15 protein-coding genes and 1 pseudogene are annotated in these 19,804 nt (G+C 76.5%); 5 read left to right on the top strand and 11 right to left on the bottom strand.

What is annotated here, in order from left to right; genetic code table 11:
• The first annotated feature begins 57 nt into the window (after positions 1-57).
• Together J2S46_RS34120 and J2S46_RS34115 are read left to right on the top strand one after the other, a co-directional pair.
• A complete protein-coding gene (locus J2S46_RS34120) occupies positions 58-2,367 on the top strand; it encodes an alpha-N-acetylglucosaminidase (RefSeq protein ID WP_191290219.1) in 2,310 nt (769 codons plus the stop codon).
• Between the two features lie 62 nt (positions 2,368-2,429).
• Positions 2,430-3,023 carry a 3'-5' exonuclease gene (locus tag J2S46_RS34115; RefSeq protein WP_191290218.1) on the top strand — a complete coding sequence of 198 codons (594 nt, stop codon included), beginning with the start codon at positions 2,430-2,432 and terminating at the stop codon, positions 3,021-3,023.
• Between the two features lie 23 nt (positions 3,024-3,046).
• On the opposite strand, the gene J2S46_RS34110 is transcribed toward J2S46_RS34115, so the two are convergent.
• The 6 genes and pseudogenes from J2S46_RS34110 to J2S46_RS34085 all read right to left on the bottom strand — a co-directional run bounded on the left by J2S46_RS34110 (position 3,047) and on the right by J2S46_RS34085 (position 7,961).
• Entirely contained in the window at positions 3,047-3,553 is a 507-nt protein-coding gene (locus J2S46_RS34110; RefSeq protein ID WP_191290217.1) for a DinB family protein, read from the bottom strand.
• 242 nt (positions 3,554-3,795) lie between these two features.
• Positions 3,796-4,920, bottom strand: coding sequence for a non-homologous end joining protein Ku (gene ku, locus J2S46_RS34105; RefSeq protein ID WP_191290216.1), 1,125 nt, complete (start codon positions 4,918-4,920; stop codon positions 3,796-3,798).
• A gap of 145 nt (positions 4,921-5,065) precedes the next feature.
• The gene (locus tag J2S46_RS34100; RefSeq protein ID WP_229912763.1) at positions 5,066-5,923 is read right to left on the bottom strand and encodes an ATP-dependent DNA ligase; all 858 of its coding nucleotides are present in this window, start codon (positions 5,921-5,923) and stop codon (positions 5,066-5,068) included.
• Between the two features lie 177 nt (positions 5,924-6,100).
• A pseudogene (gene ligD / locus J2S46_RS34095) lies at positions 6,101-6,976 on the bottom strand (non-homologous end-joining DNA ligase); the annotation flags it as partial.
• Positions 6,977-7,049: 73 nt separating this feature from the next.
• Positions 7,050-7,271, bottom strand: a complete 222-nt coding sequence (locus tag J2S46_RS34090; RefSeq protein WP_073921337.1) for a hypothetical protein — start codon at positions 7,269-7,271, stop codon at positions 7,050-7,052.
• Between the two features lie 99 nt (positions 7,272-7,370).
• A complete protein-coding gene (locus tag J2S46_RS34085) occupies positions 7,371-7,961 on the bottom strand; it encodes a histidine phosphatase family protein (protein ID WP_191290214.1) in 591 nt (196 codons plus the stop codon).
• A gap of 313 nt (positions 7,962-8,274) precedes the next feature.
• Here J2S46_RS34085 and J2S46_RS34080 point away from each other — a divergent pair, with 313 nt between their 5' ends.
• The gene (locus J2S46_RS34080; RefSeq protein WP_073921339.1) at positions 8,275-8,490 is read left to right on the top strand and encodes a CbtB domain-containing protein; all 216 of its coding nucleotides are present in this window, start codon (positions 8,275-8,277) and stop codon (positions 8,488-8,490) included.
• Between the two features lie 20 nt (positions 8,491-8,510).
• Positions 8,511-9,278, top strand: coding sequence for a CbtA family protein (locus tag J2S46_RS34075; RefSeq protein WP_191290213.1), 768 nt, complete (start codon positions 8,511-8,513; stop codon positions 9,276-9,278).
• Between the two features lie 85 nt (positions 9,279-9,363).
• On the opposite strand, the gene J2S46_RS34070 is transcribed toward J2S46_RS34075, so the two are convergent.
• A complete protein-coding gene (locus J2S46_RS34070) occupies positions 9,364-9,630 on the bottom strand; it encodes a metal-sensitive transcriptional regulator (protein ID WP_073921341.1) in 267 nt (88 codons plus the stop codon).
• Positions 9,631-9,715: 85 nt separating this feature from the next.
• A complete protein-coding gene (locus tag J2S46_RS34065; protein WP_191290212.1) occupies positions 9,716-11,902 on the bottom strand; it encodes an MMPL family transporter in 2,187 nt (728 codons plus the stop codon).
• 279 nt (positions 11,903-12,181) lie between these two features.
• On the opposite strand from J2S46_RS34065, the gene J2S46_RS34060 reads away from it, so the two are divergent.
• Positions 12,182-12,577 (top strand): DUF302 domain-containing protein, encoded by a 396-nt coding sequence (locus J2S46_RS34060; protein ID WP_191290211.1) that lies wholly within the window; start codon positions 12,182-12,184, stop codon positions 12,575-12,577.
• Positions 12,578-12,660: 83 nt separating this feature from the next.
• Here J2S46_RS34060 and J2S46_RS34055 read toward each other — a convergent pair whose 3' ends face one another.
• From J2S46_RS34055 to J2S46_RS34045, 3 genes are read right to left on the bottom strand one after another with little or no spacing between them, the layout of a single operon-like run.
• Entirely contained in the window at positions 12,661-13,665 is a 1,005-nt protein-coding gene (locus J2S46_RS34055) for an ABC transporter ATP-binding protein (protein WP_191290210.1), read from the bottom strand.
• Positions 13,662-16,439, bottom strand: coding sequence for a hypothetical protein (locus tag J2S46_RS34050; RefSeq protein WP_191290209.1), 2,778 nt, complete (start codon positions 16,437-16,439; stop codon positions 13,662-13,664). Before J2S46_RS34050 ends, J2S46_RS34055 begins: the two co-directional genes overlap by 4 nt.
• Entirely contained in the window at positions 16,436-19,786 is a 3,351-nt protein-coding gene (locus tag J2S46_RS34045) for an FtsX-like permease family protein (protein WP_191290208.1), read from the bottom strand. Before J2S46_RS34045 ends, J2S46_RS34050 begins: the two co-directional genes overlap by 4 nt.
• Between the last annotated feature and the right edge of the window lie 18 nt (positions 19,787-19,804).

The following is a 19,804-nucleotide window of genomic DNA, read 5'->3' as shown; positions in this document are numbered from 1 at the left end:
GAGGTGAGCCCCTCCCTCCCCCGGCGCGCCCGCGCCGCGCCCGGAAGGCAGCACCCGATGCCATCTCGCCCCCGCCGCGGCCGGCCCGAGACCGCCGCCGGACCCGCCGGAACACCCTCGAACCCGGCGGTGCCGGCGGCCCTGGCGGTCCTGTCCGCCCTGACGGCCTGCTGCGTGCTGCTGCCGGGGGCCGGCCCGGCCGGGGCCGCGCCCCTGCCCGGCAGCGGGCGGCCGGCCGCCGCCCCCTTCGACTCCGCGCCGGCCGTCGCCGCGCTGGGGCGGCTGCTGCCCGCCCGGGCGGCGCAGTTCACCCTGACGGCGGCCCCGCGGAGCGGCGCCGACACCTATGCCGTCTCCGGCACGGCGGGCGCCGTCACCGTCCGGGGCACCTCCCCCGCCGCGCTGCTGACCGGCGTCGGCTGGTACCTGGAGAACGTGGCCAAGGTCGACATCGGCCTGCCCGGCGACTCGGCGGCCGCCCTGCCCGCCGTCCTCCCGGCCGTCCCGGCCCCGGTCACCCGCGCCGCCGTCGTCCCGCACCGCTACGCGCTGAACGACACCGACGACGGCTACTCCGGCGCCTACCGGGACTTCGCCTCCTACCAGCACGAGATCGACGTCCTGGCGCTGCACGGGGTCAACGAGGTGTTCGTGCAGGCCGGCGCCGAGTACCCGTACTACCGGGCGCTGCAGGAATTCGGCTACGGCGCGGACGAGTTGCGCGACTGGATCCCGGCGCCGGCCCACCAGAGCTGGTGGCTGCTGCAGAACATGAGCGGCTTCGGCGGGCCGGTCTCCGAGCAACTCATCTCCGCCCGGGCCACGTTGGGCCGACGCATCACCGACCAGCTGCGCTCGCTCGGGATGACACCCGTCCTGCCCGGGTACTTCGGCACCGTGCCCCCGGGCTTCGCCGCCCGCAACCCCGGCGCGCGGACGGTGCCGCAGGGCGACTGGGTGGGCTTCACCCGGCCCGACTGGCTGGACCCGACCGGGCCGTTGTTCGGCCGGCTGGCCGCCGCCTACTACCGGGCCCAGAGCGAGGCCTTCGGCGACAGCGCGATGTACAAGATGGACCTGCTGCACGAGGGCGGCCAGGCAGGACCGGTGGACGTCACGGCGGCCGCCGCCGCCGTCCAGCGGGCGCTGCTCACCGCCCGTCCCGGGGCGACCTGGGCCATCCTGGGCTGGCAGGACAACCCCTCGGACGCGCTGCTGGCCGGCGTCGACCGGTCCAGGATGCTGATCGTGGACGGCCTGTCCGACCGGTACGAGGGCCTCGACCGGGACGCCGACTGGCACGGCACCCCGTACGCCTTCGGCAGCATCCCCAACTTCGGCGGCCACACCACGATCGGCGCCAACGCGGGGGTCTGGGCGCGGCGCTTCCAGGAGTGGCGCTCCCGGCCGGGCAGCGCCCTGCAGGGCATCGCCTACCTGCCGGAGGGGACCGGAACCGACCCGGCCGCCTTCGCCCTGTTCACCCGACTGGCCTGGCAGGACGGGCCGATCGACCTGGCGGGCTGGTTCGGCCGCTATGCCGCCCGGCGCTACGGCGCCGCAGACCCGCACGCGGCCGCCGCCTGGGACGCCCTGCGCCAGGGGCCCTACGCGATGCCCTCCGACTCCTGGAGCGAGGCGCAGGACGGCCTGTTCGCCGCGCGTCCGAGCCTGACCGTCGCCAGCGCGGCCAGCTGGAGCCCGCCCTCGATCCGCTACGACCCCGCGCTGGTACGCCGAGCGCTGGACGAACTGCTCGCGGTGGCACCGGCGTTGCGGACGAGCGACGCGTACCGCTTCGACCTGGTGAACCTCGCCCGGCAGGCGCTGGCCGATCACGGCCGCGCCCTGCTGCCCCGGATCAGGGCCGCGTACGAGGCCGGTGACCTGGCGGGCTTCCGCTCGGCCACCGCCGCGTGGCAGGACGCCGTCGGCCTGCTGGACGAACTCCTCGGCTCCGACCGGCGGTTCCTGCTCGGGCCGTGGCTGGCCGCGGCCCGGGCCCAGGGGGCTTCGCCGGCCGAGGCGGACCAGCTGGAGTACGACGCCCGCTCCATCCTGACCAGTTGGGGCGGGCGCGGCCCGAGCGACGGCGGCGGGCTGCACGACTACGCCGGCCGGGAGTGGTCCGGGCTGGTCTCGGGGCTGTACGCCGAGCGCTGGGGGGTGTACTTCGCCTCGCTGGACGCGGCCCTGGCCACCGGCGCCCCGCCGGCGCCGGTCGACTGGTTCGCCGTCGACGACGACTGGGCCCGGCGGACCGACCGCCACCCGACCACCGCCACCGGCGACCCGGTCGAGCTGGCCAGGGCCGCGGCGGCGACGGTGGCGGTGGCGGCGGGGACGCGCGCGCCCGGCCGCTCCTGAGCCACGCCGGGCGGCCCGAATTCCAGGTGCCGCGGCGGGCCCGGCTCCCTACGCTGAGCGGCATGGACGACGGGGGCGGGCTGTGGAACGTGGTGGACGTCGAGGCGACCTGCTGGGACGGGCGGCCGCCACCGGGCGCGGTCAGCGAGATCATCGAGATCGGGCTGACCGTGGTCGACCTCGGCAGTGGTGAGCGGGTCGGCCGCCATCGGGTCCTGGTCCGGCCGCAGCGCTCGTCCGTCAGCGGGTTCTGCACCGAGCTGACCGGGCTGACCCAGGCCGAGGTGGACTCCGGTCTCGGCTTCGCCGAGGCCTGCCGGCTGCTGGCCGCCGAGCACCGGTCCGGCGCACGCCCGTGGGCCAGCTGGGGCGACTACGACCGGCACCAGTTCACCCGGCAGTGCGCCGCCACCCGCACCGAGTACCCCTTCGGGCGGCTGCACACCAACGCCAAGGCGGTGTTCACCGAGGCGCACGGGCTGCGCAGGCGGCCCGGCATGGCGCGGGCGCTGGAGATCGCCGGGCTGCCGCTGGAGGGGCGCCACCACCGGGGCGAGGACGACGCGTGGAACATCGCCGCGCTGGTCCTCGGACTTTCGGCCCGGGGCGCCTGGCCGGCCGGCGCCCCGATCGGCGGCCGCCCGGCCGCCGGGTGAACCCCCGGGCCGGACGGCCCGGTTCAGGCGCCGACGACCCCGTCGATGCCCTCCCGCAGGAAGTCCGCGTGGCCGTTGTGCCGGGCGTACTCGTGCATCATGTGCAGCATCACCAGGCGCAGCGAGACGTCCTCGCCCCAGCGCGGCTGGTGGCCCGTCACGTCGAGCGACTCGGCGGCCGCCTCGATCCGCCGGGAGTGCTCCACCTCGGCCTGCCAGGCGGCGAAGGCCTCCGAGCGGGTGGAGGTGCTCGCGTCGTAGGCGGCCTGGTAGTCCATCTCGTCCGACCAGACGAGCGGGACGTCCTCGGCGTCGATCACCCGCCGGAACCATGTCCGCTCGACCTCGGCCATGTGCCGTACCAGCCCGAGCAGGGAGAGCGTCGAGGGCGGGCTGGACCGCCGGCGCAGTTCCTCGTCGGAGAGGCCGTCGCACTTCATGGCGAGGGTGGCGCGGTGGAAGTCGAGGAAGGCGCGCAGCATCTCGCGCTCGCCGCCGGTGAGGGGCGGGGCGATCCGTTCGGTGGTCACTGCTGGTCCTTCCGGCCGCGACGGGCCGCGGCGGCTGTCACCCGTCGCGCGGGCGTCCCGAATCGACGGGCCAGGCTACCGCGAGGGACGGCCGGGCGATCAAGGGGTTTTCGGCGCGGGGCGGGCCGTCCGGGCGCCGCTGCCGGTCCGCCGCCCGGGACGGCCGGGCGGCGGGGTCCGGGGCGGGTGCTGCCGGTGCCGGGGCAGCCTGCCGGTGCCTGCCCACGCATCCCGCCGGTACCTCAGGAGGCCGCCCGCAGGTGCCGGCGTGGCTTGGCCGTCCGGCGGTCGTCGCCCTGCGCGGCGGCGGCCTCCTCCAGGGCGGCCTGGAGCTGGTCACGGGTCATCGTCGAGCGGTGCGGGATGTCGAGGTCGCCGGCCCGCTTGTAGAGCTCCGCCTTGGTGAGCCCGGAGAGGTCCTCGGCGGCGGCCTTCTTCCCGGCGCCCTTCCCGCTGCTCCTGGTGGCGGCGGCCGTCTTCCGGCTCGCGGCGCCCTTGCCGCCGGCGGCGGTCCGACCGCTCCGGGGGGCCTCCTCGGCCTCCTCGGCCTGCTCGGCCTGCTCGGGTTCGGCGGCCCCGGCCGGCCGGCCGGCGTTCTCCAGGCTGCGGCTGAGGATGTCCATCAGGTCGATGACGTTGCTGGGCCGGGGCGCGGCTTCGGGGGCGGCGTACTCGGCGCCGGACTGCTTGGCGGCGATCAGCTCGTGCACCTTCTGCTCGAAGGTGTCGTGGTAGTCGTCCGGGTTCCAGTCGACGGCCAGCATCTCGATCAGCTGCTCGGCCATGGTCAGTTCGCGGTCGCTGACCGCGGTGTCGCCGTCCGGGAGGTTGCCGATCTCGTGGTGCGGGTCGCGCACCTCGTCGGCGAAGTGCATGGTGTGGGCGGTGAGGATGCCGTTCTCGGCCCGGACGGCCGTCAGGTACTCCTTGCCGCGCATCGAGAACATCGCGATCCCGGCCCGGTTGGCCTGCTCCAGCGCCTTCTGCAGCAGGGTGTAGACCTTGCCGTACTCCTTGCCCTTGGGGCCAAGGTAGTAGGTCTTGTCGAAGAAGATCGGCTTCACCTGGTCCAGGTCGACGAAGCCGGTGATCTCGATGGTCTTGGAACGGCCGGGGGAGATCTGCTCCAGCTCCTCGGGCTCGACCACCACGTACTCGCCCTCGGCGGTCTCGAAGCCCTTCACGATGTCGCCGAAGGCGACCTCCTCACCGGTGCGCTCGTTCACCCGCAGATTGCGCACCCGGTCGGAGGTGCCGCGCTGGATCTGCCGGAAGTGCACGGTGTGGTCCTCGGTCGCCGCGTACAGCGACACCGGTACGGACACCAGGCCGAAGCTCAGGATCCCGCTCCAAATCGGTCGGGCCATCACTGGCCTCCTCTCGAACGACCGCCCGGGCGCGCCGCGCGCTGCCGAGGTCCTGCATCCATGGGACCACTTTCGGCGTGGTCGGCGCACGTGTCCGTCCGGGCTGGTCCGTCGGTGGCCGCACCCGTGCGGGCACCCGGCCCGGTCAGTCGCCGCGCAGCCGGACGAAGCGGGCCCGCAGCACCCGCCCGGCGTCGATCCGGACCTCGGCCCGCAGCGCTCCGGCCAGCGGGTGCACCGGGCCGTGCTCGGGGTCGGTGCGCGGCTCGCCGAGCAGTCCGGCGGCCGCCTCGGCCACCGGGCGGGCCTGGACGGGGGTGAGCCGGGGTGAGCTGAGCACCTCGCGGCCGTCCGCCAGCCGCAGCAGCAGCGCCTGCGGGCGGGTGGCCGTCCCGGTGAAGGCCGTGACGGTGGCGTCGGCGGTGTCGTGCGGGCGGTACTTCACCCAGACCCGGCCGGCGCCCCTGGCCCGGTAGGGGGAGGCCGCGCCCTTGCAGACCAGGCCCTCGACGCCGGTCGCGGCGAGCCGCTCGACCCAGCTGAGCGCCTCGGCGCGGTCGGTGGTGGCCATCACCTGCTGGACCGGCGGCGGCACTCCGGCCAGCACCTCCGCGAGCAGCCGGCGCCGGTCGGTGAGCGGCAGCCCGCGGACGTCCTGCCCGCCGGGCAGCGCGAGCACGTCGAAGGCGATCAGGCCGAGCGCCACGTCGTCGGCCTCGCGGGCGGCGCGGGTGCGCAGGAGCTCCTCGAAGGCGAACCGGCCGTCCCGCCAGGCGACGAGTTCGGCGTCCAGGACGAGGCCGGCGGGCAGCCGGGCGACGGCCCGCGCGATCGGCGGGAAGTCGGCGGAGAGGTCGCGGCCGGAACGGGACTGCAGGTAGGGCGGGCGGTCCCCGCGGGCGAAGGCCAGGCAGCGGAACCCGTCCAGCTTCAGCTCGTAGACGACACCGGAGCCGCCGAGGCCGTCCGGCTCCGGCACCGCGTCGACGGCGGCCGGGCGCATCACGTCCAGGGGCGGTTCCAGCAGGGGCGGTTGCAGCGGCCGGGCGGCGGCGGAGGGCTCCGCGGCCGGCGGCGCGGTGGGCGCCTTCGCGGGCCGGGTCGCGGGCGCCGCCAGGTCCGGCGAGGGAGCCGGCCGGCGCCCGGGGGCGGCCGGCGCGCCCCGGCCCGGCGCGGCGGCCGCGGGCAGCGGGCGGGCCCGGGAGGGGAGGAGCAGCGGGGCGAGCAGGTCGCCGTCCGCCCGCAGCCGGCCGGGGACGTCGGCGATGGTGAACTCCAGGTCCCCGGCGGCCTCGGCCCGGTCGAGTTCGTCCCAGCTGATCGGGGTCGAGACGGTCGGGCGGGGCCGGGCCCGGACGGTGTAGGGCGCCGCCGTGGTCTTCTTCGCCGCGTTCTGGGACCAGTCGACCAGCACCCGGCCGACCCGGCGGGCCTTGGCCATGGTGTGCACGACCAGGTCGGGGTGGAGCCGTTCGAGCTCCGCGGCGACCGCCTTGGCGTACCGGGATACCTCCTCCCCCGGCGTGGGGGTGATCGGCACCAGCAGGTGCAGGCCCTTGGAGCCGGAGGTCTTCACCCAGGTGGTCAGGCCGTCGGCGGCCAGCCGCTCGCGCAGCAGCCGGGCGACCGCCCGGCAGGTCAGGACGTCGGCGCCCTCGCCCGGGTCGAGGTCGAGGACCAGCCGGTCGGCCACCGCCGGTTCGGCGCCGTGCCACTGCGGCACGTGGAACTCGACGCAGCCGAGGTTGGCCGCCCAGACCAGGGTGGCGCCGTCCTCCACCACGACCTGCCGCAGCCCGCCGGCGGTGCTCGGGACCGCGACGGTGCGCACCCAGGCGGGCGTGCCGGCCGGCGGGCTCTTGGCGAAGAACCGCTCGCCCTCGACGCCCTCGGGGCAGCGCAGGAAGGACAGCGGCCGGTCGCGCAGGTGGGGCAGCAGCGCCGACTGCACGGTGGCGTAGTAGGTGATCACCTCGCCCTTGAGGGTCCCGGTCCGCGGGAAGTACACCTTGTCGAGGTGGGACAGGTTGAGCCTGCGTCCCTCGACCACCGTCATCGGCACCGCCGCCACCTCCCGCGCGCGGGCCGGCGGCCGGGGGTTCGACCGCCGGGACCGGGGGTGCGACCGCTCAGTGGGTGCGGTCCTGGAGGTCGGCCATCGCGACCGCCCAGCGGATGTACTTGTTGCGGCCGAGGTCGCCGACGGTCTTGATCCGCAACGAGGCGAGCGCCTCCCCGTGCGCGTCGGTGAGGCCGGCCAGGGCGGCGACCGGCGCGTCGAGCACCTCCGGCAGGCTCAGGTTCTCGTACTTCTTGTCCAGCACCTTGTCGAGGTCGGCGGTGACGGTCATGACGGGGCTCCTCGGGGACGGGGATGATGCCCCCAGGCTCCGGCCGGGCGGGCCCGGCTGCCATCCCGATCGGCCGATCGGGCGACGCGCGGCCCGGGCCTACCCGCCGCCGGCCGGCCTCCCCCAGCGGACGTTCCAGCGGCCGGAGCGGCCGGTCAGTTCGGTGACCGACAGCGGCGGCACGTCCAGCCGCCAGAAGGCCGGTCCGGGTACACCCAGGGCGTGCAGGGCGGCGGCGCGAACGACGTCCGGCTCGACCACGGCGACCACCGGGCCACGTCCGCCGCCCGGCGTCACGTCGAGCGCCAGCGCGTCCAGCCAGCCGGCGACCCGGGCGAACAGGTCGAGCAGGCTCTCGCCGCCGTGCGGGGCGGCCGCCGGGTCGGCCAGCCAGTGGGCCACCGACCCGCCCTCGGCCGCCGCCACCTCGGCCAGGGTCAGGCCGGTCCAGCGGCCCATCGCGCACCCGGCCAGAGCGGGCGCCGGCTCGGCCCGCAGGCCGAGCGCCGCGGCGGTGGCGGCGCAGCGCGGCGACGGGGAGGCGTACGCCCGGCCGCCGGCCGGCAGGGTGCCGGCGGCCTGCTCGGCCTGCCGCAGGCCGGTCGGTTCCAGCGGCCCGCCGTCGTCGAACCGGGCCTCCCGCAGCGCGCTGCCCATCGCCGCTGAGACCAAGGTCACGCGGACGGTCATCGCTCGCTCCATCCTGTCCAACTCCTCTGCCGCGGGGGTGAATCGCTCCGTGCACCGGGCGCTCGGCGGTGCTCCCGGCGCGGTGCTGCCCCAAGAGCGCCGCCCCCACGCCCTTGGCGGACCCGACCGCAGACGGTACCTTCAAGCCCGATACGACGACGGTATGACGGAAGCCCGGTGAGAATCCGGCACGGTCGCGCCACTGTAAGCCCGCAGCACCGGCCCGTACGGGCGGTTCTGCCGGGGAGTCAGACCCGATGCCGTCGTTTCTGCACCATCTAGCGGGACGCGAGTTCCCGAGGAGGTTCCCGTCATGGCACAGTCCGCTGCCCCCGCGGCCATCCCCGCCGCACCACTGACCCTGCCGCTGAAGGCGATCGCCCCCTGGGCGGTCTTCTTCGGCATCCTGATGCTGGCGCTGATCTACTTCGTCGGCGCCGAACAGGGCGCGACGTCCCTCATCTCCGGCGAGAGCGTGCACGAATGGGTGCACGACGGCCGCCACCTGCTCGGTTTCCCCTGCCACTGAAGCTCCGGGGGAACCACTCCATGAACTCCACAACTGTCAGATCCCTGCTCGTCCGCGGCATGCTGGCGGGTCTCGCCGCGGGCGTGCTCGCGCTGATCGTCGCCTACCTGATGGGTGAGCCGCACATCGACGCGGCGATCGCCTTCGAGGAGGCGCACGCCCACGAGCACGGTGAGGTCGAACTCGTCAGCCGGGCCGTGCAGTCGACCGCCGGTCTCGCCACCGGCGTTCTCGTCTACGGCATTTCGCTGGGCGGCTTCGGCGCGCTCGCGTTCTGCTTCGCGCTGGGCCGGGTCGGCCGGTTCGGCGCCCGCGCCACCGCCGCGCTGCTCTCCGGTGCGGCCCTGCTCGCGGTCTACGTCGTCCCTTTCCTCAAGTACCCGGCCAACCCGCCGTCGGTGGGCGACCCGGAGACGATCGGCAAGCGCACCACGCTGTACTTCCTGATGATGGCGCTCAGCATCCTGCTGGCCGTCGCCGCGGTGATCGTCGGCAAGCGCCTCGCGCCGCGCCTGGGCACCTGGTACGCGACGGTGGCCACGGCGGCCGGCTTCGCCCTGGCCGTGGGCCTGGCCTACGTGTTCCTGCCCGCGATCAACGAGGTGCCGGAGGACTTCCCGGCCACGCTGCTCTGGCAGTTCCGGCTCTCGGCCCTCGCCATCCAGGTCACCCTCTGGGTGTCCTTCGGTCTGCTCTTCGGCCACCTGGCCGAGCGGGTGCTCAACCCGAAGGCGGCTCCGGCCGTGGAGCGCACCGCCGCGCCGGAGGCCGCCGCACCGGCGGTCTGACCCTCGGTGCCGGTCACGGGGACGGGGCCGGTGGCAGCGACCTTCGTCGCGGCCACCGGCCCCGTCCGGCTTCGCCGGGTGGCGCTCAGGCGAGGGTGAGGAAGAGCTTCTCCAGCTCGGCCTCGGTCATCGGCGGGGTGTCGCCGTCGGCGGTGGCCAGGCACTGGCGCATCCCGCTGGCCACGATCTTGAATCCGGCGCGGTCCAGCGCCCGGGAGACGGCGGCGAGTTGGGTGACCACGTCCTTGCAGTCCCGGCCGGCCTCGATCATGGCGATCACGCCGTTGAGCTGTCCCTGGGCGCGGCGCAGGCGGTTCAGGACGGCGCCGGTGGCTTCTTCGTCGACGGTCACGGACGTCTCCTCCTCGCGATGGTTCCCTCCATCGTACCCCCTGGGGTATCCGCGGCGGCCGCCGCCGTCCCGGCCGGGGCGCCGCTCACCCGTGCGAGAAGCGGATGTCCGGCAGCACCCGGCGCAGCCAGGCCGGTGACCACCAGGCGGCCCGGCCGGTCAGCCGCAGCAGGACCGGCAGCAGGACCAGGCGCACCAGCGCCGCGTCCAGCAGCACCGCCAGGCCGAGGACGATGCCCATCTCCTTGGGCGGCAGCGGGCCGGAGAGCGCGAAGGTGAGGAACACCGCCACCATCACGGCGGCCGCGGCGAAGACCACCCGCCCGGAGTGGGCCAGCGCCCCGACGACGGCCCGGCGCGGATCACCCGTCCGCTCGTGGTGCTCCTTGGCGGAGGAGAGCAGGAAGACGGTGTAGTCCATCGCGATCGCGAAGATCATGGCGAAGAAGAACACCGGCGCCCAGCCGTCGAGGAAGCCCTGCGGTTCGAATCCGAGCAGCCCCGCACCGTGGCCGTCCTGGAACACCAGCCGGGCGGCGCCGAAGGCGGCGGCGGTGGCCAGCAGGTAGGTGACCGTCCCGAGGAGGGCGAGCAGCGGCGCCTGCAGGGCCAGCAGCAGGAGCACGAAGCCCATCGCCAGCACCACGCCGACGACCAGCGGGGTCTTCCCGTCCAGCATGCTCTGCAGGTCGAGGTTCTCCACCGCCGCGCCGCCGACCAGCGCCTGCTCCGGCAGTCGCTCGCGCAGCTGCTCGACGGTGGCCGCCAGCGCAGGGTCCGAGGGGTCGACCGCCGGCACGGCCTGCAGCATCGTGAGCCCGGAGCCGTCCGCGGCCTGTTGAGCGGGCATCACCGCGGCGATCGAGGCCGAGTCGCGCAGCACGGCGGCCGCGGCGTCGGCCTGCCCGGCGGGCGTCACGATCTGCAGCGCGCCGGGCGCGCCGGGGCCGAAGGCCCGCTGCACGGCGGTGTACCCGGTACGGGCCGAGGAGTCCTCGGGGACGACGGTGATGGAGGGCATCGCGGTCCGCAGCCCGATCACGGGGGCGGCCAGGGCGAGCAGCACGAGCAGCGCCGGAACGCCGTACCGCAGCGGGTGCGCCCACAGGCGCTCGCCCCAGGCGGTGAAGCGGGCCGAGCCCTCGCTCTGCCCGGCGGCCCGGCGGGAGCGGGGCAGCGCACCGGCGTTCACCCGGCGCCCGAGCCGGCCGAGCACGGCGGGCAGCAGGGTGAGGGTGGCGGCGAGCACGAAGGTGACGGCCAGCATGATGCCGAGCGCCATCGAGCGGAACGCCGGCGCGGGCACCAGCAGCACGGCGGAGAGGCTGACCAGCACGGTGACGCCGGACAGGGCGACGGCCTTGCCGGCGGTGTCCATGGTCTCGCCGACCGCGCGGCGGGCGTCGCCGTGCCGGGCGAGGGCCGAGCGGAAGCGGACCACCAGGAACAGCGCGTAGTCGATGCCGAGCGCCAGAGCGAACATCATGGCGAAGTTCATCGCCCAGACCGAGGTCGGGGTGAGGTGGTTGAGCAGGACGAGGGCGCCGGCCGAGGCGGCCAGGCCCGCCAGGGTGAGCAGCAGGGGGAGTCCGGCGGCGACGAGCGAGCCGAAGGCGAGGACCAGGATGGCCAGGGTGACCGGCCAGGACAGCATCTCGGACTTCATCATGGCGTCGTGGTTGGCGGCGTTGAAGTCGCTCCACAGCACCGAGGCCCCGGTGGCGCTGACCTGGACGCCGCCACCGGAGAGCGCGGCGAGCGGGCCCTTGAGGTCGTCCGCGGCCCGGACCATGTCGTCGGTGTCCGCCCCGGCCCCGGCCAGCAGGATCGCCGTCCGGCCGTCGGGGCCGACCGTGACACCGGGCTCCGGCGGGACCACCCGCTCGATCCGCGGGTCGGCCGCGAGAAGGGCCCCGGCGCGTTCGATCACGGAGGCCACGGCGGGGTCCGTGACCGGCCGGTCGGCGGCGACCACGACCTGCAGGGCGGAGGAGGCGTTGCCGCCGAAGTGGGCGTCGGCGAGCTCCCGGACCTTCACCGACTCCGAGCCGTCGGCCTGCCAGCCGGCGCCTGCCAGCGAGGAGGTCACCTGCGGCGCGAACGCGCCGAGCCCGGCGACCAGGGCGAGCCAGAGCACCGCGACCAGTCGCAGGTGCGCGCTCGCCCACCGGCCGAGCCGGCCCAACCGGCCGTAGGGCTGGGGCGGTTCGGAAGGGTCGTGGCCGGGTGCGCCGGTCGGTGGGGGCACCCGGGTCTGGTCTGCGGTGGTCATGGAGAGCCTCCTCGTGGATACCCCGGGGGGTAAGGATGGGATCGAGCCTAACCGATACCCCCACCGGTATCCCGGGAGGCGCACCTCACCCTCGGGGCGAGGGCGGACCGGACGCGCCGATTTACCCTGGGGGGTATAGGCTCACCGTACACCGATACCCACGGGGGTATCCTGGAGCGAACCGGTACCCCACCGGTACCCCACCCACGGGCACCTCGCCCCACCCGGCGCCCGGCCCCGACCCGGCCCACCGGCCGCCCCACCCGCAAGGAGCGCAGCATGAGCTACGACCGCACCGTCCGCGTGAGCGGCGACTTCGCCGACACCGTCACCCGCGTCCGGGAGGCCCTCGCCGAGCAGGGATTCGGCATCCTCACCGAGATCGACGTGGCCGCCACCCTCAAGGCCAAGCTCGACCACACCATGGAGGACTACCTGATCCTGGGGGCCTGCAACCCGCCGCTGGCCCGCCAGGCCCTGGACGCCGACCGGGCCGTCGGACTCCTGCTGCCCTGCAACGTGGTGGTCCGCCGCGACGGCGGCGAGATCCTCGTCCAGGCCCTCGACCCCGACACCATGGTCGCGTTCACCGGGCTGCCCGACCTGGAGCCGGTCGCAGCGGAGGCGACGGCGCGCCTGGACGCCGCCCTCGCAGCCGTCGCCGACCAGGCCTGACGGGCCGGAACCGACCCGGCCCCGAACCCGACCCGACCTCGAACCCGACCCGACCCGACCCGTCCGGGCCGCCCTGCGGCGGCTCAGCGGCCGGTCAGGTCATCCGGCCGGACGGCGATGTGGTCGGCGCCCAGCTCGACCGCCACCCGGTGCTCCATGCCCAGCGCCGCAAGGAACTTGGCGGGCAGCTGGACCCGCCCGGTACGGTCCAGCATCACGTACTCTCGCTCGCTGACCGACTCCTCGCCGTGCTCGTCGGTGACGGTACGGCGCAACACTTCGCTACTGGTGCGCCCGTCCCGGACGGCTACCGTGCGGCGCACCTCACCGGCGACCAGCGGGTCGTGGGTGACGATCACCACGGTGGCGCCCAGCTCGCGGTTGACCGTCCGGAAGGCCTCGAAGACACCCGCGCCGGTCTCCGAGTCGAGTTCGCCGGTGGGCTCGTCGGCGAGCAGCACCGCCGGGTCGTTGGCCATCGCCACCGCGATCGCGGCCCGCTGCTGCTGGCCGCCGGACAGCTCGGCGGGACGGCGGCCGGCCAGCTCGCCGATGCCCAGCGCCTCCAGCAGCTCCCCCACCCGGGCGGCGCGCGCCGCCGATCGGGCCCGGCCACCCCGCTCGCCACGCAACTGCATCGGCATCGCGACGTTCTGAGCGATCGTCAGAAAGGGCAGCAGGTTCCGGGCGGTCTGCTGCCAGATGAAGCCGACCACGTCCCGGCGGTAGGTCAGCCGCTCCTTGGCGGTCATGCCCAGCAGGTCCCGGCCGGCCACCATGGCGGTGCCGGCGGTCGGGACGTCCAGGCCGGCCAGGATGTTGAGCAGGGTGGACTTGCCGCTGCCGGAGGCGCCGACCAGGGCCATCAGGTCGCCCTGCTCGACCTGCAGGTCCAGGCCCTGCAGCGCCTGGACCTCGACCCCGTCCGTGCTGAAGATCCGGACCAGCCGCTCGCAGACGATCGCCGTACCGGCGCGGTGCGTGCGCGGGGCCGCGGCCGCCAGCGCCCGCTGCCGCAACTCCTGCAGGGTGGGCGGGCGGTGGGCGGGCGCCTCCTCGGTGGCCGGGCCGTACGGCGCGCTGTTCATCGGCTGTCCCCTGCTCTCAACTCGGTGGTGATCTGTCGCCGCCCGGTGACGGCGGCCTCTGCCAGCACCCCGGCGGACACCAGCGCGGCCAGGCCCAGCGCCTGGGTGAGCACCGGCAGCGCGGCCGGCCGCAGTCCGGCCGGCACCACCGCGCCGACCAGCGAGGTCAGGTCGACGGCGGGCCCGAGCAGGGCCACGGCGGCGAGCGCCAGCAGCATCCCGCCGGCCGCCGCCACCAGGGTCTGCGGCAGGGTTTCGGCCAGGACCAGCGCCAGCCCCTGCCGTGGCCGCAGGCCCATGGTCCGCAACCTGGCCAGCAGCGCGGCCCGTTCGGGCGCCGCCCGGACGAGGGTGAGCAGCACCGCCAGCAGCGCGAGGCCGGCGGCGCCGGCCACCGAGGCCTGGAACAGCCGGCCGGCGGAGTGCTGCAGCGGGTCGGCGCCGAGCTCCGCCGTCACGGCGGCGCTGGTCAGCACGGTCGGTCCGGCCTGCGCACGGCCGGCCGCCGGGGCCGGCCGTGCACCGGCGGACGGCTCCGGGGCCGCGACCGTGTCGCGGACCAGGGCCCGCAGGCGCTCGTCCTCGACGCTCCCGGTCGCGTACCAGCGGTTGGGCAGGCCCACCGCGGGCACCTTGAGCACCGTCGGGCCGGTCGGCAGCACGATCAGCGCCTTCGTCGCGTTCGGCCGGGCCGGCGTGCCGTCGACCACCCCGGCGACGGTGGCCAGGAACTCGGTCCCGCCCGCGAGCCGCAAGGGGAAGGCGGCCGGGCCGAGCGCCCCGGCGAGGTCGGCGCTCACCAGGGCGGGTACCGGGGCGCCCGGTGCCGGGCCGGCCAGCAGCGCCGGGTCGAAGCGTCCGCGTCCGACCGTCCGGGCCAGCTCGGCGTACCCGGCCGGGTCCGCGACCACCACGGTGGCCCGGTCCCGGCCGGCGGCGGCGGGCAGCGCGATGTCGTCGTCCGTCCACAGCGCGGTGGCGGTCCGTACGCCGGGCAGCCCGGCCGCCGCCCGGGTGAAGGCCTCCGGCAGGGTGCCCCGGACGGGCGCGGCGACGGCGGCGTCACCGCCGACGGCGAGCCGGGCGACCCGCAGCCGGGAGTGGTCCACCGCATCGAGCACGGTGGCGCCGAAGCCGGCCGTCGTCACGGCGAGCAGCAGGGCGAGCAGCGGCAGCACCGGGGTACCGGGGCGGGCTCCGGTACCCCGGGCGGCGCGGGCCAGGCCGAGGAAGCCGATCGCGCCGGGGCCGCGTCCGGCGGCCCGGGCCAGCGCCCCCACCAGTACCGGCTGGAGCCGGGCCAGCAGCAGCGCTCCGGTCAGGGCGAGCAACAGCGGGGCGGCGACCAGCAGCGGGTCCAGGCCCTCGCCGGGCGGGGCGACCCCCCGGCGGCGGACTTCGGTCACGGCGGCCACGGTGGCGGCCAGCACGGCGAGTTCGGCGACCGCGCGGCGCCGCCCGCCGGTCCGCCGGGGGGCGGCGAGCAGCACGGCGGCCCGGACCGGCAGGGCCAGCAGGGCCAGCAGCGTGGTGACGAGGGCCCCCAGCAGGGCGGCCGTCCAGCGCGGTGCGGGGAGCAGCACGAAGGCGAGCAGGGTGGCGGCCGCCGCCGCGGGCAGCACGGTCACCGCGCCCTCGCCGAGCAGCCGGCCGAGGATGCCGGCGCGTGATCCGCCGCGGGCCCGGAGCAGGTGCAGTTCCCCGGCGCGGCGGTCGGCGGTGAGTCCGGCCGCCAGGCAGAGCACCACCAGGGCGACCCCGGCCACGCCGGCCGGGCCGACCGCGGTCAGCGGCGCGGCGGCGAACCGGCGGGCCTGCGCCCGGGTGAGGAGATCCGGCAGGTCGGAGGCGATCCGCAGTTCGCTGCGGCCGGTGGCGGTGGCCAGTTCGGCGGCCCGCGGGCCGGTCACGAAGGAGGCCAGCTCCGCGCCGGTGCCGGCCAGCCGGTCGGCCCGCATCCCGTCGGGGTCGAGCGGCAGCCGCCAGAAGGCCTCGGCCCGGACGCCCCAGTCGAGCAGCCTGCCCACGGATTCCGGCCCGACCAGGCCGGCGGTCGTCCAGAACGACTCGGCCGGCAGCACGTTGGTCATGCTGAGGCAGGCCTCGGTGAGACAGGGGAGGCCGGTCCAGTAGTCCTCGGTCGGATCGGCGGCGCGGTAGAGGCCGACCACCTCGGCCCGCAGCGGGACGCCGACCGAGGAGGGGGCGACCAGGACGGAGCCGACCCGCGCGCCGAGGGTCTCGGCGGCCTCGGCGGCCAGCGCGACGGGGATGGGGCCGTCGGCCGGGCCACCGCCGGGCCACTGCCCCTCGACCAGCCGGACGTGGTCGCCGGCGGCGGGCAGGAAGTACAGGCCGAGTTGGGGCGGCACCGCTTCGGGGCGGGCGAGTTCGGGGTTGGAGAGGACCCGCGGGTGCAGCGCGCGGGCGCCGTGCACCGGCCCGCTCGGGTCGAGCCGGAACGCGGATCCGACCCGGCTGCGCAGGGTGGCGAGCGCCGTGTCGAGGCTCTGGGGCGAGTCCTGGCCGGGCCTGGCCGGGGCGCTGGCCAGCAGGCTGGTCGCCGCCGGGCCGGCGTCGCGCAGGTAGGCGCGCAGGGCGCTGTCGGCGCCGCGGTCCAGGGCGCGCGGCAGGGCCGCGGCGAGCAGGACCAGGCCGAAGGCGAGGGCGGCGCCGAGCAGGACGGCCGACGGCGCCGCGCGCAGCCGGGTGCGCACCCACGGGGCGGGCCGCCGGGCGCGGTCGGCCCGTCCGGCATGGTCGCGGGTGCTCACATCTCCTCCACGAGTCGCAGCCGGGCGGCCGGACCGCGGCGGTGGCGACCGCCGAGGAAGGCCGACAGCAGGGGGACGGCGCCGATCGCGGCCGCCAGCAGCAAGGACTGGCCGAGCGGCGGTCCGGCCAGCACGTCCGGCACCGGGCGGCGGGCGGCCGGGGTGAGCACCACCAGCGGGACGATCAGACGGACCATCAGGGCGCCCAGGGCGATCCCGACCACCGTGCCCAGGCCGACCAGGACGGCCTGCTCGGCGGCGACCGTACGGGTCAGCCGGCGCCGCGGCACCCCGAGCGCCATCAGGACGGCGAACTCCCCCGCCCGTTCGGCCGACGCGGCGGCCGCGGCCGCCGCGAACCCGATCGCGGCGAGCACCGCGGTGGCAACGGTCATCGCGGCCAGCGCGGTCTGCGGGGCGGCGCTCACCGGGTCCTCCAGCAGCCCGGCGACGATCTCCTCGCGCAGGTGCAGCAGTTGGGTTCCGGGTGCGGAGCGGAGTGCGGCGGCGGCCGCCACGGGTGCGGGGTCGTGCTCGGAGGCGGCGGGCAGCCACCACTCGTTCGGGACGGGGGTCTCCACCCCGCTGTCGGCCAGCAGCCGCCCGGCGGAGCCGAGGTCGAGGACGAGCGCGGTGCGGCCGGCCACCGGCACCGAGTCCACGGCGGCGGTGATCCGGACGGGCACGCGGGCCCCGCCGAACGGCACCCGGACGAGGTCGCCGACGGAGGCGCCGACGGCCGTCAGGTAGTCGTGGGTGGCGAGGCCGGGCAGTTCACCGCCGGCGGCGGCCGCCGGGGCGCCGCCCGCCGGGACCAGCGGGACGCGGACGCCGCGGAAGTCGGAGGGCCCGCTGCGGTAGCGCAGCCGGAGCAGCGTGCCGGCGGCCCGCTGGTCCGCCGGGACGCCCTCCACGGTCGCGGCGGCGGTGCCGCCGCCTTGCGCGGGGGCCTGCGACCAGTCCGGCCCGGCGGGGAGGGGCACGGCCGGGCCGTCCGGGGTGTCGGCCGCCGCGATCCGGCCCACCGTCAGCTCGCCGTCGATCCGTTCGCCGCCCGCCCAGCCGTAGCCGACCACCAGGCCGGTCAGGGTCAGCGGCGCGGCGACGGAGCCGAGCGGGGCGTCCGTCAGCGCGGTCAGGTCGACGGAGAGCTTCGCCTCGCCCTCGGCCGGCAGGCCCGGGACGAGGGTGCGGTAGGTGGTGCCGAAGCGGTCGCGCAGCATCAGCCACAGGCCCGGGCGGACGGGCGCGCCGTCGGACGGCGGCCCGGCCGCGGCGGAGCGTTGCAGCACCCGGACGCCCACCTCCAGGTCGATCCGCGCCGGGTGGCCCGGCAGCGGGATGCCGGCCGCCCGGCCCGAGGGTTCGGGGCGCACCAGCGGCGCCAGCAGCTCGCGGGCGCCGCGCCCGTCGAACAGGTCGGGGCGGACCCGCAGGTGCTCGGCCGCGCCCGCCGCGTCCAGCGCCAGCACCCGGCCGGTGCCGCCGCCGGGCAGCGACTGGTCGGTCCGGACGACCGGGATCAGCCGTTCGCCGCCGGGCAGCGCCGCGTAGCGTCCGCCCTGGCCCATCGCGGCCAGGCCGGAGCCGGTGATCCGCAACCCCCCGGCGGTCGCGAAGTCGGCCTGGTCGCGCTGCGAGGCGGACCACGCGCTGTGCTGGCCGAGCGCCAGCACCCCGGTGGCGACGGCGAGCACCAGGAGCAGGACCGGCCCGGTGGCCCGGCCGGGCCGGCGCGCGAACTGCCAACCAACCAGGGCCGGCCCCAGGCCCCGCCCGCGGGCCGCCAGCCGGCCGCCCAGGCGGGCGGCGAACGGCAGCAGGCGCAGGACGAGCAGGGTGCCGGCGCAGAGCGCCAGGGTCGGCGCGGCGACCAGGACGGGATCGACGCCGAGCCGGCCGGCGGTCTCCGCCGCGAGCGTGCCGCCGCTTTGCCGGGCCAGTTGCCGGTAGGCCAGCACGGCGAGGGCGAGCAGGGCGAGGTCGGCGCCGGAGCGGGCCGCGCCGGCCACCACGGCCTGCCGCCGGCCGGCCCGGCGCAGCGCGGCCGCGCCGGCCCCGCGGACCAGCCCGGGCAGGGTGGTGAGCACGACGCAGGCCAGCGCGCAGGCGGCCGCGACGGGCCACAGGATCCACGGCAGGGAGGTGTCCAGCGGCACCCGGGAGAGCGGTCCGAAGCGCCCCAGCAGGTGCAGCAACGGCGGGGTGAGCAGGGGTGCGAGCAGGGCCGCGGGCAGCGCCAGCAGGACGGATTCGGCGGCGGTGAGCAGGCCGATCCGGCGGCGCGAGGCGCCTCGGGCGGCCAGCAGCGCGTTCTCGCCCTCCTGGCGGCCGGTCAGCAGGGAGACGACCAGCAGCAGGGCCGCCGCGCCGAGCACGGCGAGTTGCAGGGCGCCGATCAGTACGGTCGACCGGGCCACCACCGCACCCGATTTCAACTCTCCCAGCAGCTCAGGGAGTTCGGTCTGCACCCGGAGCGCGGCAGTGTGCTGCAGGGCGGCGGAGACGGTGTCGGCCCGCTGCCGCAGGGCCTCCGCCCCGGCGGGCCGGACGGCGCCGAAGTCGGCCCGGACCAGCCAGCTCCGACCGCTCTGGACCAGCCTGCCGGAGGTGAAGGCGGCGTCGTCCACCAGCAGGGGCCCGTACGTGGTGAAGCTGCTGACCTGCACCTCGGCGCCGCCGAGCGGGTCGAGCCGCCAGAACGGGTCGGTGCGGTCGGTGGCCTGGTAGACGCCCGTGACCAGTACCGTCAGCGGGCTCCCCTGGAGCCGGTCGGCCAGGGTCACCGAGGCGGGCAGGGCCGCGGCCGTCAGACCCAGGCGGGTCAGCGCGGCCGGCGGCACCGCGACCTCGACGGCGTCGCCCGCGCCCGCCGGTCCGGGGGCCCGGAGCGGCGGTCGGTCGGACGGCTGCGGCCAGCGACCGGCCAGCAGGTGCGCCTGGTCGCGGTCGAGCGCCACCAGGACGGTGAGGTCGGGGTCCTTGCCGGTGGCGCCGTGGTCGTCGGGGGCCCTGCCCGTCTCGGGTCCGGCTGCGGGCAGCCCGTACGAGCGGCTGCGGGCGGCGCTCTCGACCCGGGTCGGGAGCGGGCCGAAGAGGTCGCCGGCGAAGGCCCGGACGGCCGCGTCGTCGGTGCCGCGGTCCTGGGCGGCGCGCTCGCCGGTGACCAGGACGCTGGTCCGGCTCCGGCCCGGCCCCTGGAGCGCCTGGCGCAGACCGGCCTCGCCCACGGTGCGGTTGAACGCCACGATCGCGGTGAGCATCGCCGTGGTGATCAGCACCGTGACCAGGACCGCCGCGGCGAGCGGGAGTCGCCCGCGCAGGCGGCGAAGGACGAAGCCGAGCATCCCGTTCCTCCCCCAAGG

This window comes from Kitasatospora herbaricolor (assembly GCF_030813695.1).
In the GTDB taxonomy this organism is placed as follows: Bacteria; Actinomycetota; Actinomycetes; order Streptomycetales; family Streptomycetaceae; genus Kitasatospora; species Kitasatospora herbaricolor.
The sequence above is the reverse complement of the archived record's forward strand: the minus strand, read 5'-3'. Positions and strand labels throughout refer to the sequence as shown.